Raw genomic sequence first — 17162 nt, 5'->3', positions numbered from 1 at the left:
GACCATCGCTTATTCCCCATTGATCCGTTCGCGTTCCTTTTTATCGATTTCGCGTTGGTTGTCCTCGAGTCGGAAATTCCCGAAATTATAGGTGAACCCGACACGGATGAATTGGGTCTCGGGTACCGAGAGGAAGTTGTTGTCTTGGTTGAGATAACGAGACGTATACCTTCCATTGGCTTCACCCAACAAATCCTCGGCACTTAGCGACAAAATGGCCCGGTCGTTCCATAGACTTTTTCGAAGCCCTAAGGTCAAATTGGTTATCGGGGCTTGAACGTAAGAACCGAATAGGTATTTCGAGAAATGGCTAAATGTCAACTCGCCCGTAAAGCTCCCGTCCTTTGACAGTGTGAGGTAGTTCGCTACATAGATGTAAAATCCATCGATGGCGTTTTCAAACTGTTCCGCTTCGCTCTCGACCGCCAAAAAGGTCTCGTCTTCGTGGAAAACAGAAACATAGGAATACAAAAACCAAGGGTCGGCAATGCTCTTGCTCAAGGTAAAATCCAAGCCATAAGAAGTGCTTTCCAACACATTCTGTTTCAGTTCCCTCAGCGTCAATGCCGTATTGTCTTGAAACACCAATTCGCTAATATAGTTGCCGTTATCCCTATAGTAAATGTCAAAGAAAAACTCCCCGTTTAAGGTATAATTGAAGTTGAAATTGTTTGAAAAATTAGGTTGTAACCTGGGGTTTCCTTCCAAAAAATCATTCTCATTAAAGAAGAGTCGAAAAGGATTTAAGTCATTGTATCTCGGGCGTTGTACATTCCTACCATAGTCGAATGAAAAACTGTGGGCGTCATTTAGGTTATACAACACATAAACAGAAGGGAAAGGTTCAAAAAAATCCTGGGTATTGACCTCATTCATAGTTAACGAAGTACCTTGGGCGTCGGTGAGTTCGCCGCGTAGGCCCAACTTTACCGACCATTTCTCCCAACTTTTGACATAACTCATGTAAGCGGCATACACGTTTTCTTCATAGACAAAAGCATCGGACAAAGAAGGGTTGGCCACTTCATTGGTGTCGGAAAAGTTGGAAAAATCCACATTACTATCCGAATTGATTACGGATATTTTGGTGCCTGCCTCAAAAGAACTACTGCCTATAGGGGTTTGAAAGTCCAGCTGTGCGGTAATGATGTCGATCTGTTGTTCCCCTTCGGTTTGAAAAGCGAAATTTCGAAGAAAATCCCCGTTTTGATCAAAATAACGGGAATCGATATTTTGCGAATAGGTATTGAAATAATTGGTGTAGTGCCCATTGAATTTCAACTTCGCTCCCGGTTTTTTGAATTTATGGTCCCAAGAAAGATCGAACGCTAGATTCCGTTTGTCTTCTGCCCCAGAATTCGAGGTGGTAAATGTTGAATCCAGCCGGAGCATAGGATCCCGAATTTCAGCGAACAGGTCTCGTTGCCAAATTTGATCCGGGGCCAGTAGGATGTTGGTTGAAAAATTCAGCTCATTCCGTTCATCGGCATCGATATCCAAATTCAAATTCAAGCTATGCGTGTCATATTCCTTGATTTGGTTTTCATCGGTCGACCATCTTGAAAAAACACCTGAGTCGTTGATAAAGTTGATGCCTTTATCTACATCAATATTGTTCTTTCTGGAATTGTAGTTGTAATTGGCGAACAAATTGAGCTTGTCCGTTTTAAGAAAATGACTTGTTCCGAAACCGTATTTCGGAAACACCCCTTGTGTGAGACGGGCTTCCAAACTGCCTTTATAACCCGTCGCCACGTTCTTATTGGTCAAAATGTTGATTACGGCCCCTTCTTCAGCATCAAAACTTGCCGGCGGATTGGTATAAACCTCAACGCTTTTGACGGCGCTTCCGGTCAAGCCTTCCAAAAGATCCTTGACTTCTTGTTCAGAAAGTTGTACCCTTCTTCCGTTCAAATACACATTCGCCGTATTTCCCCTAATCTGCAAGGCATCTCGATTCAGGATAACACCGGGTGTATTCCTTAATATGTCCCAAGAGGTCCCCTGCGACACCACGGTATTCTCTACTTCGAAAACCAAACGGTCTGTCAGGCGCTTCACCGTCGGTCGTCTGGCAGTGACCACGACCTCGTCGAGGTCTTCGGTCGCCTTCGGAATCACCAAGGCCCCCAATCTGATATCCGCCTTAACATCCAAGGCCAAGGGTTTGGAGCCCCGGCCGATATAGCTGGCTTGTAATAGGTAAAGGTTGGGCGGGATGGCTTCGAGAACGAAAAGCCCATGGTCGTTTGCCGAGGTGCCTTTGACAAACGTACTGTCGGCCGCGTTCAAAAGGAGGATGTTCGCAAAAGGAATAATTTCGTCATTGCTGTCGACCACTTTTCCGGCAATGGAAAAATCCTGGGCTTGAAGCTGAAACAGCCCCAAACAGAGGGAAATCAATACGGTCGGTAGGTACTTCATTTAGGTTTGGGTTGTCTCCCAAAGCTAAAGAAAATAATTTAGAGCCTTTCGTGCTAAACTTCCAACAAAGCCAATGACAGCGTCGCAAAAGAGGTATATTTGCAGTTGCCTAGGATAATTGCCATACCCCTGAGCCTATGTCGATGAAGAACATCAGAAACTTTTGCATTATTGCCCATATCGATCACGGTAAAAGTACCCTTGCCGATCGATTGCTTGATTTTACCGGCGCTGTTTCGGAACGTGAGAAACAAGATCAGCTGCTCGACAGCATGGATCTCGAACGCGAACGGGGCATTACCATAAAAAGCCACGCCATTCAAATGGAATATGTGCATGAGGGCCAGGAATATGTGTTGAATTTGATCGACACCCCCGGCCACGTTGATTTCTCCTATGAGGTCTCACGCTCCATCGCGGCCTGTGAAGGGGCCCTGTTGGTCGTAGACGCCGCTCAGAGCATTCAAGCACAGACGATTTCAAACCTCTATTTGGCCCTTGAGAACGACTTGGAGATCATTCCCGTACTGAACAAGGTCGATTTGCCCAGTGCCAACCCGGAAGAGGTCACTGACGATATTGTCGACCTATTGGGCTGTGATCCCGAAGAGGTCATTCCGGCCAGTGCCAAGACAGGAATCGGAATCGAAGCCATTCTCAATGCGATAATCGAACGGGTCCCAGCACCCGAAGGAGCGGTCGACGCCCCACTTCAAGCATTGGTCTTTGACTCGGTTTATAACCCGTTTCGCGGTGTGGAAACCTATTTTAGGATTTTGAACGGCGCCCTGAAAAAAGGTCAGAAAATCACCTTTATGGCCACAGGTAAAAGTTATTTCGCCGATGAAATCGGAACCCTCAAGCTGAACCAATTGCCCAAACCGAAAATTTCAACGGGTGATGTCGGTTACTTGATCACCGGTATCAAAGATGCGCGGGAAGTCAAGGTGGGCGACACCATTACCCTGGCCGAAAACCCATCGGAAAGTGCCATTGCGGGCTTCGAGGATGTGAAGCCGATGGTTTTTGCGGGCATCTATCCGGTAGATACCGAAGATTTCGAGGAATTGCGTTCTTCCATGGAAAAACTGCAACTGAACGATGCCTCTTTGGTCTTCACCCCGGAGAGTAGTGCCGCCCTCGGATTCGGGTTTCGATGTGGATTCTTGGGGATGTTGCATATGGAGATCATTCAGGAGCGATTGGAACGTGAATTCGACATGACCGTGATCACCACGGTACCCAACGTAAGTTACCACGCGTTTACGACCAAGCATACGGACGAAATCGTGATCGTCAACAACCCCTCCGATTTGCCCGACCCATCGACCGTAGATCGGGTGGAAGAGCCGTATATTAAAGCGACGATCATCACCAAGTCCGATTTTGTGGGCAACGTGATGTCGTTGTGTATTGACAAACGGGGCCAGATCACCAATCAGACCTATTTGACCACCGAACGGGTCGAGCTGACCTTTGACATGCCCTTGGCCGAGATCGTCTTCGATTTCTACGACCGTTTAAAAACGGTATCCAAAGGATATGCCTCTTTTGACTATGCGCCGATCGGTATGCGGGTATCGAAATTGGTGCGGGTCGATATCCTTCTCAACGCCCAGCCCGTTGATGCCTTGTCGGCACTGGTGCACTTTGACAACGCCCACACCATTGGCAAAAAGATGTGTGAAAAACTGAAAGAGTTGATTCCGCGCCAACAGTTCGATATCCCGATTCAGGCGGCTATCGGTTCCAAGATCATATCCCGAGAAACCATCAAAGCCTTACGAAAAGATGTGACCGCCAAATGTTATGGTGGGGATATCTCACGGAAACGAAAGCTTTTGGAAAAGCAGAAAAAGGGAAAGAAACGGATGCGCCAGGTCGGTAACGTCGAAATCCCGCAACAAGCCTTTATGGCGGTGTTGAAGCTGAACGACTAATTGTCGTCGTCAAAATCGAACACCTTCCCCAAATAGGCCAATTGATACCCTTCTCCGTTCAAGACATACGCCTTGCTATCGGCCGGTAAAATCTTGATATCGCCATTGGGCTCCTTGATGAAGACCGGAATGATGTCATTGTCTTTCTCGGTCATCTCGATCAGGCGATCGAAATGCGCCTTGTCTTTAATATCGATCTCGTTGATCGAGGGGTACTTACGTACTGCATCCATCAATTTGATAAAGTCATCGGTATGTGAAAAGACCGCATCTTCCGGGTTGTTGTCGGGGTCGTTCATTTCGTCGGGGTTCACCAAGCGATAGGCGCCGTTTTCACCGAACTGTTTCTGGAATTTGTTGATCGCGAACTTATTGAGGTCCGAGTTGCCCGTCAAAGCCATCAAATAACCCATGTCATTGAGTTCGATATTATCGGTCAGCGTATCGGAATAGATGTTCGCGGTCATGGCCTCGATGCCCAACTTCGACGCCATGTCGATATTGGCCTGGTTGTTATCGATCAGTACTACATGACGGTTGTTCTTTTTTAAATAACTGGCGATCAATCGCGAAACTTTCGAGGCGCCGATGATAAGGATTCCCTCCGATTTCGAAAGGAAGACCCCGACGATCCGGGCGAAAACCCGGGCGGTGGTCGCATTTAAGAGTACCGTACCTAAAACGATCATAAAGACCAGGGGGGTGATGTACTCCGCGCCAGGCTCCCCTTTGACCAACAATTTAGATCCAAAAAGCGAAGCGATCCCCGCAGCCACGATACCCCTTGGGCCTACCCAACCGATGAACATCTTTTCATTGAGTTTGAGACCGGACCCCTGGGTACTTAAGAAGACCCCCAGCGGCCTGATGATGAAGACCACCGAGGCAAAGAGCAATGCCGTTTTCCAGTTGTATAACAACTCGAGGTCACTGATGTTGATATTGGCGGCCAATAAGATAAATAAGATCGAGATGAGCAGTACACTCAAGGATTCCTTGAAATACAACAATTCCTTCAGGTTCGGAAGATTCATATTCCCTAAGACCATCCCCATGACTACAACCGCCAAAAGGCCCGATTCATGGGCAAAAATGTCGGACTCCACAAAAACCAGTAAGACCACGGAGAGTGATACCACGTTCATCAGGTAATGCGGGATCAGGTTCTTTCGAATCGCAAAAGCCAAGGCATGGGCGAAAGTGAATCCGAAGGTGGTGCCGAAAAGCAGGATCTTTCCGAATTCGATCAAAGCCGTTTTGGTAAAAGCACTTCCTTCTCCGACACTGATGAACTCAAAGACCAAAACCGCGACCAAGGCCCCGATGGGGTCGATCAGGATACCCTCCCATTTCAAAACCGCCGAAACATCCTTTTTCAAGGGGATGTTCCGCAAAATAGGAGTGATTACCGTTGGGCCGGTCACAATGATCAAGGCGGCGAACAAAAAAGAAATCTGCCAGCTCAATCCGAAAATATAATGTGCGGCAACCCCGGCCCCGAAAAAGGTGACGGTCGATCCCAGGGTAATCAGTTTGGTAATGACCGGACCGACGTTCTTGATTTCGGACCGCTTTAAGGTGAGCCCCCCTTCGAACAGGATGATGCTGATCGCCAAGGAAACGAAATAATACAATCCTTCGCCGGGAAAAAGACCCTTGGTACCGTTCCAAATCGGTTCGATGAGTTTCGAACCGTCTTCGGTATACAAAGTGGCGATCGGGCCAACCAACAGGCCGATAAGGATCAACGGCAAGATCGCCGGCAATTTCAAGCGCCAAGCCATCCATTGGGCGATGATCCCGAGAATAATGATACCAGCAAGTTCGAGCATCTCTCTTTTTTTGGAAAAATACTGTTTTTATTTCAAAAAAAATGCGGTTTTTCGCTTCGGTCGCATCAGTGATTTTGTAGTTGTTTTGTTAAAATACGGCTAATAATCCGATGTGTTTAAAGGGATTACAGCGTGCTTTTCTTATTTTGCGCCGCATTTTCCTTTTGATGACCATATACCCTGTTGAAACCGGAAATTTTAAGCTCGATGGTGGGGCCATGTTCGGCGTGGTGCCCAAATCGCTTTGGTCTCGCACCAATCCGGCCGACGACAAAAATATGATCGACATCGCCGCCAGAAGTCTTTTGATCGAAGACGGGGGTCGATTGATCTTGATCGATACCGGGCTCGGCAACAAGCAGTCCGATAAGTTTTTCAACCACTACCACCGTTGGGGTCCTTTTACTTTGGACAAATCATTACGTGAACTCGGTTTCCATGCCGACGACGTTACCGATGTCTTCATGACCCATTTGCATTTCGACCATTGTGGGGGCAGTGTACAATGGAACAAAGACAGAACCGGGTATGAGCCCGCCTTTGCCAACGCCACCTATTGGACGAACGAAGCGCATTGGAAATGGGCGATGCAGCCCAACGCCCGCGAAAAGGCGTCGTTCTTAAAGGAAAACCTCGAGCCGATGGAGGCAAGCGGACAACTGCGATTTATCGAGAGAGGGGGGTCGGACTTTATTGAAGCGAGCGAACTGGGTTTTGGCATCCTGTTTGTTGATGGACATACCGAAAAGCAAATGTTGCCCCACATCGTCTATCAAGGCAAAACCTTGGTCTTTATGGCCGATTTGGTGCCGACCGTGGGCCATATTCCACTACCCTATGTCATGGGTTACGATACCCGACCGCTAAAAACTTTGGAAGAAAAGGCCGTATTTCTTGAAAATGCGGTCGAAAAAGACCTTTTACTGTTTTTTGAGCACGATGCCCATAATGAGCTCTGCAGCCTGAAAAAAACGGAAAAAGGGGTGCGCTTGGACGAATTGTTCCGATTTAACGAAATATTCAATTGACAACGAAGTTAATTTTCAAAAATACCGATAGTATGGTACGAATGAATTCTTTAGGTATCCTGATTTGCAGTAGTTTGTTTTTGGTCGGCTGTGGGGCCACCACCTTGGTGTCAACCCCAGTAGCCAACATCGATACGGTGCCGCTAAAAATTGCCGAGCTGACCTCCGCGGAGAAAAAAGCTTGGGGACATGCCGATTTGGTCTCGGACACCATTCCGGGGATGAGTATCGACAAGGCCTATAACGAAATCATCGGCGCCAAAAAAGGGCAGACCGTAATCGTGGCCGTTTTGGATTCAGGGATGGATCTCGAACATGAAGATCTTGATGATGTGCTTTGGACCAACAAAGGCGAACGCCCGAACAATGGCAAGGACGATGATGGCAATGGCTATATCGACGACATCCATGGGTATAATTTCTTAGGGGAATCGTACAACGAACAATTGGAATACGCCCGGATGCTACGTTTAGGTATCGGCGATGCCGCCACTAGGGCAAAGGCACAGATCGAACTGGATAAGGAGTATCCGCAGGCCGTTCAAAACAAACAGCAGTACGAACAGATCCTTCAGGTTGTCAAAAGCGCCGACGAAGCAGTGAAAAAGGAGCTCGGTAAATCGAGCTACACCAAAGAAGACGTGATGGGCATCGAGCCCAAGACCGATCAGATGCAACAGCACGTGGCGGTATTATCACAAATGTATCAATATGCCGAAACCATCGATGCCGTACTCGACGATCTCAAAGACGGTATTCTGTATTATTCCGAAAGGGCCAATTACAACCTCAACAAATCGTTTGACGGCCGCAGTGTCGTCGGTGACGAGCCCTATAACTTCAACAGTCGGGGCTACGGCAACGGAAACCCAAAGAACCGTATCGAGGAAGAGAGCCACGGCACCCATGTCGCTGGGATCATCGCCGCGGAGCGCAACAATGGAAAAGGAATCAACGGCGTGGCCAAAAACGTCGAATTGATGAGTATCAGGGCGGTGCCCAATGGTGACGAATACGATAAAGACATCGCCCTCGGTATCCGTTATGCCGTCGACAATGGTGCCAAGATCATCAATTGCAGTTTCGGAAAATCGTATTCCCCGAATGCCGAATGGGTGTATGAAGCCATCAAATACGCCGCAGCCAATGACGTATTGATCGTACATGCGGCCGGAAACGACGGCAATGACCTAGACGATTCGGCCAACCCGAATTTCCCGAACGATCATAAGTACAAAGGAGTCGAATTCTCGAACAATGTATTGACCGTTGGGGCCTTGGCCCCGTCTTACGGGTCGAAAATGGTGGCTACTTTTTCGAATTACGGCCAAGAAAACGTCGATGTGTATGCCCCTGGCGATGATATCTATTCGACCATGCCGAATAATAGTTACGAGTTTCAAGGGGGTACTTCGATGGCGGCCCCTGCCGTTGCGGGAATTGCCGCATTGATCCGCTCCTACTACCCTTCGCTTTCGGCGGTCCAGGTCAAAAAAGTCATCATGCAATCGGGTTTGACCTCAAAGGCTTCAGTGATGTTGGCCGGTGATCCCTCTAAAGCGAGACGGTTCACCGAAATCTCGAAATCAGGAAAGATGGCCAACGCCTATAACGCCCTGTTGTTGGCAGAAAGCATCGCCAAAGGAAAGAAAACATTGGATTTTAACGCAGAATAACCATCATGATCAGAATTGTCAAAAGGTTGGTATTCGGACTCTTGTTCGGACTGGGCTCTTTAATCGCCCAAAACAATAATGGATACTGGCAACAACACGTGGATTACACCATGGATGTCACCATGGATGTCACCGACTACACCTATTCGGGAACCCAGCAATTGGTTTATACCAACCATTCGCCCGACACCCTAAACCGGGTCTATTACCACCTTTATTTCAATGCGTTTCAGCCAGGCAGCCAAATGGATGTACGCCTGCAAAATATCAAGGACGGTGATCGAAGGATGATGCAAGACGGTCAAAGTCGTATCGCCTCCTTGGCGCCCGATGAAATGGGGCATTTGCACGCCACCAGCCTTACCCAAGACGGGGCGCCCGTTCAATTCAGTGAAGAAGGTACCATTTTGGTGGTAGACCTTGCCCAACCCATCCTGCCCGGCAAAAAGACCACCTTCGAAATGGACTTCACCGGACAGGTGCCGTTACAAATCCGTCGTTCGGGGCGAAACAGTAAAGAAGGCGTTGCGCTCTCAATGAGCCAATGGTATCCTAAAATGGCCGAATACGACTTCGAAGGTTGGCATCCGAATCCTTACATCGCCAGGGAGTTTCATGGGGTGTGGGGCAACTTCGATGTCAAACTCACTTTAGACAAAGACTATATCGTCGGGGGTACGGGCTATTTGCAAAACCCGAATGAAATCGGACACGGCTATGAAAGCCCGGGCACCAAGGTCAAACGAAAAGGAAAAACCTTGACCTGGCATTTCAAAGCGCCTATGGTACATGATTTTATGTGGGGTGCCGATCCTGAGTATATCCACGATTCGGTTCAAATGGAAGATGGGCCTACCTTACATTTTTTCTATAAGAACAAAGACACCTTGCTCGAAAATTGGAAAAACCTACAGCCCAAAACCGTTGCGGCCATGGAGTTTTTCAATAAGAACATCGGCCGTTATCCTTACGATCAATATTCGGTCGTTCAAGGGGGCGATGGGGGCATGGAATATGCTATGAGCACCTTGATTACCGGAGAACGCACGTTCTCTAGCCTCGTTGGTGTCATGGTCCACGAAATGGCGCATTCTTGGTTTCAACATGTTTTGGCCACCAACGAATCGAAATACTCTTGGATGGATGAAGGCTTCACCTCCTTTATCAGCAGCCTCTGTATGAACGAAATCATGCAACAAGAAAAAGAGAACCCGTTCGAGGGGTCGTATCGCAGCTATTTCTCCTTGGTCAAATCAGGGCGCGAACAGCCACAGACCACCCATTCTGACCGGTACGAATTGAATTTCGCCTATGGCGCCGCGGCCTACAGCAAGGGAGCCATTTTCTTGTCGCAACTCGGGTACATCATCGGACAGGACAAGCTGATGCAGACCATTCGCAAATACTATAAGGATTTCCAATTCAAGCACCCGGTTCCCAACGATATCAAAAGAACCGCGGAAAAGGTCTCGGGAATGGAGTTGGACTGGTACCTAACGGATTGGACGCAGACCACCAATACCATAGACTATGGGATCAAGGAAGTGGTCGCCCAAGGCGATCAGACGAAAATCGTCATGGAACGTGTCGGTCAGATGCCCATGCCATTGGATATCTTGATTGTGGATACCGCCGGTAATGCGGAAACTTATTATGTGCCCTTGCGCATGATGCGGGGTGAAAAGGAAAACCCCTATCCGCAATTTTCGCGAACCGTGGCCGACGACTGGGCTTGGGCCAACCCCACTTATGAATTGATCATCGACAAACCGATCGATCAGCTCAAGGGGGTGTCCATCGACCCTTCGCTTTTGATGGCCGATATCGATCGAAGCAACAATGCATGGCAGCCTTAAGCCATAACGAAACAAGAACACCGACCCCGTGGCTATGTTCCACGGGGTTTTTTTATTTTTAGCGGATGCGGTTGACTTTTAAATCCAATGAGCGGCTCAAAAGCAAGGTGCTTTTTGAAAAATTATTCAATGAAGGAGCCTCGATAACCGTATTTCCCATCAAGCTCCATTATCTCAAGACCGACGCTTTTTCGGAAGTGCCGATCAAAGTGGCCGTTTCGGCTCCGAAAAGACGGTTCCGGAAAGCGGTCGATCGAAATCGCATCAAACGGTTGTTGCGCGAAGCTTATCGCCTGAACAAGCCCCTTATTTTTAACAACATTGAGGGAAATTATGCGTTTCTGATTTTATACCTTGGAAGAAAAATGCCCTCTTATGACATCTTGGACGGTGCCTTTAAAGAGGTCTTAGAAAAGTTTAAAGCACAAGCGGATGAAACAATTGCTTAGGAAACAGGTTTTGGTTCCCATCGTGGCAGTCGCCTTTTTGATGGTCGGGAGTGGGTTTAAAAGTGATTTTTTCGAAATCGCCAAACAGATCGAAATCTTCACCACCCTGTTCAAGGAATTGAATATGAACTACGTCGATGAAACCAATCCGGCAGAACTGATGGATTCCGCGATCAAGAACATGCTCAATGAATTGGATCCCTATACCAAATTCTTGAACGAGCAAGACGTGGAGGAATACAAAATCAACAATGCAGGTGAGTATTCGGGCATCGGTGCCTTGGTGCGCTCCTATCCCGATCGGTTGTTGCTTGTCGAACCCTACCAAGGATATCCGGCAGACAAGGCCGGTTTAAAGGCCGGTGATGAAATCGTTCAAATCGGGGATATCAAAGTGGCCGATTTCGACGATAACGCCAGTGAGCTGCTGAAAGGGGCCAACAACACCTCGGTCAGCGTGGTGTTTAAAAGGCAAGGCAAGACCCAAACAGCGACTATCGAGCGCGAAGGGGTTGAGGTCGACGCGGTGCCCTTTTACGGCATGGCTGATGAAAAAACGGGGTATATCGTCCTCTCTCGCTTTAATAGAAAAGCTTCCGGACAGACCAAAGCGGCCATCATCGATTTGAAAGGTCAAGGTGCCGAACGTTTGATTTTAGATCTTCGGGGCAATCCGGGCGGACTGCTTTCCGAAGCCATCAATGTGACCAACCTATTCGTACCCAAAGGCGAACTCATCGTGACGACCAAATCGAAAGTCAAAAAATTCAATCAAGAATACAAAACAAAGAACAAGGCGGTCGACCTCGAAATCCCATTGGTGGTCTTGGTCAATGGCAATAGTGCCTCGGCCAGTGAAATCGTTTCGGGTGGACTTCAAGATCTCGATCGTGCCGTGGTCATGGGAGCGCGAAGTTTCGGAAAAGGGCTGGTACAACGGCCGTTGAAACTTACCTATGGCACCCAGTTGAAAGTAACTATTTCACGTTATTATACCCCATCGGGAAGATGCATCCAGTCGTTGGATTATTGGAACCGCGATGAATCGGGCAATGCCGTGCGCAACACCCAATTCAATGAGTTCAAGACCCGAAATGGGCGCACTGTTAAAGATGGTGGCGGGGTCGTTCCCGACATTGAAATCGCATCGCTACGCACCAATTCCTTGATCGACGCTTTGGGTCAGAACAATGTGATCTTTGATTTTGCAACGACCTATTACTACGACAACCAAGTCACTGATTTGGATGGTTTCGACTTCGGCGATAGCGACTATTCGAAATTTGTCGATTTTGCCCGTAGGGCCGATTTCACATTTCAAACGGAAACCGAAAAACTACTTGAAGAAAGTCTGAATAGTGATGACAGTCTTCTAGGGCAAGAGGTGCAAAATCAATACAAAGAGCTTTTACTGGCGGTCAACCGGGGTAAGATCAATGCCTTGAATACTTTTAAGAGTGAAATATCAAAGCAATTGACCGATGAATTGGTCAAGCGTTATTTCTACCGTGATGGCCTGTATCGCTATCAATTGAAAAACGATGAGGCGATCCTGACCGCGGTCAGCTTGATGGACGACGACCCAAAATACCGCGCGATTTTAAAATAATCCTTTTCAACGGGGCGAATCACGGAGCGCCCGAATTTTAGTATCTTCCAACTGCCGATAAGGGCCCTCATAGCATTTGGGCCGTTGCAACCGTGAAAATACCGATGATCCGACCTTACGTTCTTGCCGATACCAATTGGGAGCATCTTTCAGATGCTCGATTCGATCTGGCAATTTTGCCCTGGGGGGCGACCGAGGCCCATAATTACCATTTGCCTTATGCTACGGATGTTATTGAAGGAACGGCAATCGCTGAAGAAGCCGGGCGCATCGCTTGGGAGCTTGGGGCCAAGATCATGGTATTACCGACCATTCCCTTCGGAGTGAATACGGGCCAGGCCGATATCCGTTTCGACATGAACCTCAACCCCAGCACGCAAATGGCCATTCTGAAAGACGTGATAACCGTTCTTGAACGTCAAGGGGTGCACAAGTTCGTTTTATTGAACAGCCATGGAGGTAATAACTGGAAGGCGATCATAAGGGAATTAGGCCTACAATTTCCCAAGATGTTCCTCTGTGTGGTGGAGTGGATCCATGTGGTCGATACGAAAGCGTATTTCGAGACCCCTGGGGATCATGCGGGAGAATTGGAAACCAGCTTGGTCCTCCATCTGGCCCCACAATTGGTATTACCTAAAGAAAGATGGGGAGATGGCGCTGAAAAAAAGAACAAAATACAGGCCTTTACCGAAGGTTGGGCATGGGCGGAAAGACCGTGGTCAAAAGTCAGCCAAGATACGGGCATCGGAAACCCGAATGCGGCGACTGCAACAAAAGGAAGACAATACTTCGAAGCGATATGTAAAAAGCTTGGAGGACTGTTTCATCAATTGGCCACCACCGATACCGAATCACTTTATGAATAAATCGTGTTGCAATCCCAAAATATGGCTAAGCAGTCATAAAATGACACAAAAGACCAGGCGATTCTTATTACTATCCGCCATTGTCGTGTTAAGTCTGATAACCAAGAATGTCAGCGCACAAACCTATGGAGCCAGAGCTATCGACCTGACCATTGGCTATGGGCTTAGCGTGCCCTATGACGATGTCGATGCTACCGGCGAAGGTTTTTTTCTACAAGGCGAGTATGTGATGCCTTTGCGGTCTTGGGCCGAGTTCAGGCCCTACCTGGCGGTATTGCTCACCAGTGATGATGATGACGGGTTTCGTGCCACTACCAATGCGGCCTTGGTCGGTGCTAAGGCAAGGATCCGGGCGCCTATAAAATGGTTCGCTCCATATCTTGAAGGTGGGGTCGGGGTTTCGATCGGGACCTTTGAAACTATCACGCCGTTTGCCAATATCGATAAAAGCGGGCCCATCCTACATATTCCCGCAACCCTCGGTTTTGAACTCGGCCCAAGACGAGGTATTGATTTTGCCTTGACTTATTTTTTCCATCCTAGTGTAGAACAATTCGGTGGGGCGGTCGCTTTCGGTATATCCATCCCCTTAAACTAATCCAACCACCATTGCCATTGCTGAGCGTGAATTACGGGGTGCCCGGCTGCTGTTAATTTCTGGTTAATTCAGACTAGTAGTACCCCTTAGTTTCAATAGAAACCTATTTTTATAAGTCTAACACCTTCTAAACCAATAGTTATGCAAATTTCCAAACTGTTATTAGGCGCCGTTTTCGCTTTAATGCTGGTCACTTCGGTACGGGCCCAAGACGAGATGCCCAAGAAAGGAATGGTGAAAGTAGCCATTCTTTATCCCAACGGGGAAGGCAAAACCTTCGATATGGAGTATTATGCCACCAAACACATGCCCATGGCGGCATCCCTTTTCGGTGATGCGCTGAAAATGATGCAGATCGATAAGGGTATGGCCGGTCGTACCCCTGAAGAACCGGTACCGTTCTTAGCTGCTGGGTACTTTTATTTTGATTCGTTGGCAGATTATGAAAATGCCTTCGGGCCCAACGCGGCCCAAATCGTTGGGGACATCCCTAATTATACCAACATCCAACCCATAGTGCTGATCAGCGAAGTCGTTCGATAAATCAGCAACCTTAACCTCGAATTAATGGGGGGAACTCCCTATTTTTAAGCATGCGAAAATTCAAGGTTTGCGAACTTTTTGCGGGTGTCGGTGGTTTTCGCCTGGGATTGGAAAATTCCGGGGGGTTTGAAGTGGTTTGGAGCAACCAGTGGGAGCCTTCTACAAAAGCACAGCATGCCTCATGGGTATACGAGGCTCGTTTTGGCTCAAAAGGCCACACGAATGGCAATATCGAAAACGTGCCCACCGCCGAAATTCCCGATCATGATGTATTGGTAGGGGGGTTTCCTTGTCAAGATTATTCCGTAGCGAATACCTTGAAGAGTTCCAAAGGTCTTCTGGGGAAAAAAGGAGTACTATGGTGGTCGATCCATCGCATTTTAGACGAAAAAAAGACCAAGCCCAAATACCTTATCCTTGAAAACGTTGATCGTCTTTTAAAATCACCTGCCCAACAACGCGGTCGTGATTTTGCGATTATGTTACGCAGTTTGGTCGATTTGGGCTATGCTGTGGAATGGCGCGTTATTAATGCGGCCGATTACGGCATGCCACAACGAAGAAGACGGGTGTTTATCGTTGCCTATCATAACAGCACCAAAATATTCAAGAGCGTATCAGCCCATACCACTGAATGGATCGAACACCAAGGGGTGTTGGCCAATGCCCTGCCAATTAAAGGGGAACACAAGAAAAAAAACGCCTTCGCTTTGGATGGTGATTTGGTGACCCTTTCGAATACCTTTAATCTTGAACAGGGGTTATCCCCCTTTCTAAATGCCGGGCTCTGTTTCGAGGGGCGCATAACCACCATGCAAGCGGAAGCCAATCATTCTGGAAATCGGACCGATTTAGGGGATGTATTGGTAAACAAGGTCGATGAAGCTTTTTATATTCCCATAGAGGATATCGATAAGTGGAAATACCTGAAAGGGGCCAAAAAAGAAACCCGCACTTCATCATCAGGATTCAAGTATACGTATAGTGAGGGAAGTATGGTCTTCCCCGATGCTTTGGATCAACCCTCACGAACCATCATCACCGGTGAAGGAGGACGTACCCCTTCACGATTTAAACATGTGGTCAATACCTCCAAAGGGTTACGAAGGCTCACTCCTGTAGAATTGGAAAGACTCAACATGTTTCCTGATGATCATACGGCCTTGAAAGGGGTTTCCGATGCCAAAAGGGCGTTTTTTATGGGGAATGCCCTGGTCGTGGGTATTGTCGAACGTATCGGTAGAAGCTTATACGATCAAACGCAACGGTAAATTTTAGAAGAATATTAAGCTGAAATAGGGGTTTTCCGAATCATTTTGATATGCGGAATACCGTCTTCCAAATATCCTTCACCGACTACTTTGAACCCTAAGTCATTGTAAAACCGCTTAAGATACGTCTGGGCAGAGAGTTCAATTACCCCTTGTTGCAGCTCCGTTTCGATATAGGTTATCGAAGCTTGCATCAAATCGACCCCGAGGCCCAATGCACGTTTGTCCTTTTCAACGACTACCCTACCTATACTGGTATTTTCGAAATAATCGCCAGGCTCGAAAATCCGCGTGTAGCCGACCACCTTACCATCTATTTCAACCATTACATGATGGGCTTTTTGGTCCTTACCATCAACATCTTGATAAATACATTGCTGTTCCACTACAAATACCGCGCTGCGCAATTGCAATACTTGATACAATTCCGATGTACTCAATTCATTGAATTTTCGTACCCTTATTTTCATTTCATGAATTACTGACAAGGAATCTTTTCGATCCTTCTTTCATGCCTACCACCTTCGAATTCGGTCTTTAAAAAAGTTTCGACCATTTCAAGCGCTTGGGGTAAAGCGATAAAGCGTGCTGGAAGACTTAGGATATTCGCATCGTTGTGCTCTCTGGCCAAAGCGGTGATTTCCTTGCTCCAACACAAAGCGCCTCGAACCATTTGATGTTTGTTAATGGTCATCGAGGCTCCGTTTCCACTACCACAGATAACGATTCCAAAGTCCACTGCGCCCGAAGCGACATCATTGGCTACCGGATGTACAAAATCCGGATAATCAACACTATCCGTACCATCGGTACCATAATTGGTCACTTCAATACCCTTTGATTTCAAAAGACCAACAATCGCCAATTTGTATTCGGTGCCGGCATGGTCATTGCCTATAGCTATTTTCATGGTGTTCATTTTGGTTCGGTAATTTCAAAGGTACGATTCTTTTGAATGGGCCTTGTTGATAAGCAAAAACAAAAACCAGTAAAACTTTTAGAATCAACATTTTATGAAATTGTACCATTTGTGGACAATCAGCGGAAAACCCTTCATGGATTTATTT

General features: G+C 47.4%; 14 protein-coding genes. 10 read left to right on the top strand and 4 right to left on the bottom strand.

Annotated features, from left to right (window positions below):
* Positions 1 to 9: 9 nt before the first annotated feature.
* On the bottom strand, positions 10 to 2424 hold the full coding sequence (locus tag ABV409_RS04455; protein WP_353876343.1) for a TonB-dependent receptor: 2415 nt from the start codon (positions 2422 to 2424) through the stop codon (positions 10 to 12).
* Between the two features lie 143 nt (positions 2425 to 2567).
* Here ABV409_RS04455 and lepA point away from each other — a divergent pair, with 143 nt between their 5' ends.
* A complete protein-coding gene (gene lepA / locus ABV409_RS04450; protein ID WP_353876882.1) occupies positions 2568 to 4364 on the top strand; it encodes a translation elongation factor 4 in 1797 nt (598 codons plus the stop codon).
* Here the strand turns inward: lepA and ABV409_RS04445 are convergent.
* The gene (locus ABV409_RS04445; RefSeq protein ID WP_353876342.1) at positions 4361 to 6196 is read right to left on the bottom strand and encodes a cation:proton antiporter; all 1836 of its coding nucleotides are present in this window, start codon (positions 6194 to 6196) and stop codon (positions 4361 to 4363) included. The genes lepA and ABV409_RS04445 overlap by 4 nt on opposite strands.
* Positions 6197 to 6363: 167 nt before the next feature.
* On the opposite strand from ABV409_RS04445, the gene ABV409_RS04440 reads away from it, so the two are divergent.
* The 9 genes from ABV409_RS04440 to dcm all read left to right on the top strand — a co-directional run bounded on the left by ABV409_RS04440 (position 6364) and on the right by dcm (position 16095).
* Positions 6364 to 7224, top strand: a complete 861-nt coding sequence (locus ABV409_RS04440) for an MBL fold metallo-hydrolase (protein ID WP_353876341.1) — start codon at positions 6364 to 6366, stop codon at positions 7222 to 7224.
* 32 nt (positions 7225 to 7256) lie between these two features.
* Positions 7257 to 8900 (top strand): S8 family peptidase, encoded by a 1644-nt coding sequence (locus ABV409_RS04435; protein WP_353876340.1) that lies wholly within the window; start codon positions 7257 to 7259, stop codon positions 8898 to 8900.
* A 5-nt stretch (positions 8901 to 8905) separates the two neighbouring features.
* Positions 8906 to 10756, top strand: coding sequence for a M1 family metallopeptidase (locus ABV409_RS04430; protein ID WP_353876339.1), 1851 nt, complete (start codon positions 8906 to 8908; stop codon positions 10754 to 10756).
* Positions 10757 to 10821: 65 nt separating this feature from the next.
* Positions 10822 to 11205, top strand: a complete 384-nt coding sequence (gene rnpA, locus ABV409_RS04425; RefSeq protein WP_353876338.1) for a ribonuclease P protein component — start codon at positions 10822 to 10824, stop codon at positions 11203 to 11205.
* On the top strand, positions 11189 to 12814 hold the full coding sequence (locus tag ABV409_RS04420) for a S41 family peptidase (RefSeq protein ID WP_353876337.1): 1626 nt from the start codon (positions 11189 to 11191) through the stop codon (positions 12812 to 12814). Before rnpA ends, ABV409_RS04420 begins: the two co-directional genes overlap by 17 nt.
* 104 nt (positions 12815 to 12918) lie before the next feature.
* Entirely contained in the window at positions 12919 to 13683 is a 765-nt protein-coding gene (locus ABV409_RS04415; protein ID WP_353876336.1) for a creatininase family protein, read from the top strand.
* Between the two features lie 40 nt (positions 13684 to 13723).
* Positions 13724 to 14281, top strand: a complete 558-nt coding sequence (locus ABV409_RS04410) for a hypothetical protein (RefSeq protein ID WP_353876335.1) — start codon at positions 13724 to 13726, stop codon at positions 14279 to 14281.
* Between the two features lie 141 nt (positions 14282 to 14422).
* Positions 14423 to 14824, top strand: coding sequence for an EthD family reductase (locus tag ABV409_RS04405; protein WP_353876334.1), 402 nt, complete (start codon positions 14423 to 14425; stop codon positions 14822 to 14824).
* Positions 14825 to 14874: 50 nt separating this feature from the next.
* On the top strand, positions 14875 to 16095 hold the full coding sequence (dcm, locus tag ABV409_RS04400) for a DNA (cytosine-5-)-methyltransferase (protein ID WP_353876333.1): 1221 nt from the start codon (positions 14875 to 14877) through the stop codon (positions 16093 to 16095).
* Positions 16096 to 16109: 14 nt separating this feature from the next.
* Here the strand turns inward: dcm and ABV409_RS04395 are convergent, their stop codons facing one another.
* Both ABV409_RS04395 and ABV409_RS04390 read right to left on the bottom strand, forming a co-directional pair.
* Positions 16110 to 16565: a GNAT family N-acetyltransferase gene (locus tag ABV409_RS04395; protein ID WP_353876332.1), complete on the bottom strand. Its 456-nt coding sequence runs from the start codon at positions 16563 to 16565 to the stop codon at positions 16110 to 16112.
* Between the two features lie 8 nt (positions 16566 to 16573).
* A complete protein-coding gene (locus ABV409_RS04390) occupies positions 16574 to 17005 on the bottom strand; it encodes an RpiB/LacA/LacB family sugar-phosphate isomerase (protein WP_353876331.1) in 432 nt (143 codons plus the stop codon).
* Positions 17006 to 17162 lie beyond the last annotated feature (157 nt).

It is taken from the genome of Flagellimonas algarum (assembly GCF_040513375.1).
GTDB lineage: Bacteria > Bacteroidota > Bacteroidia > Flavobacteriales > Flavobacteriaceae > Flagellimonas_B > Flagellimonas_B algarum.
The sequence above is the reverse complement of the archived record's forward strand: the minus strand, read 5'-3'. Positions and strand labels throughout refer to the sequence as shown.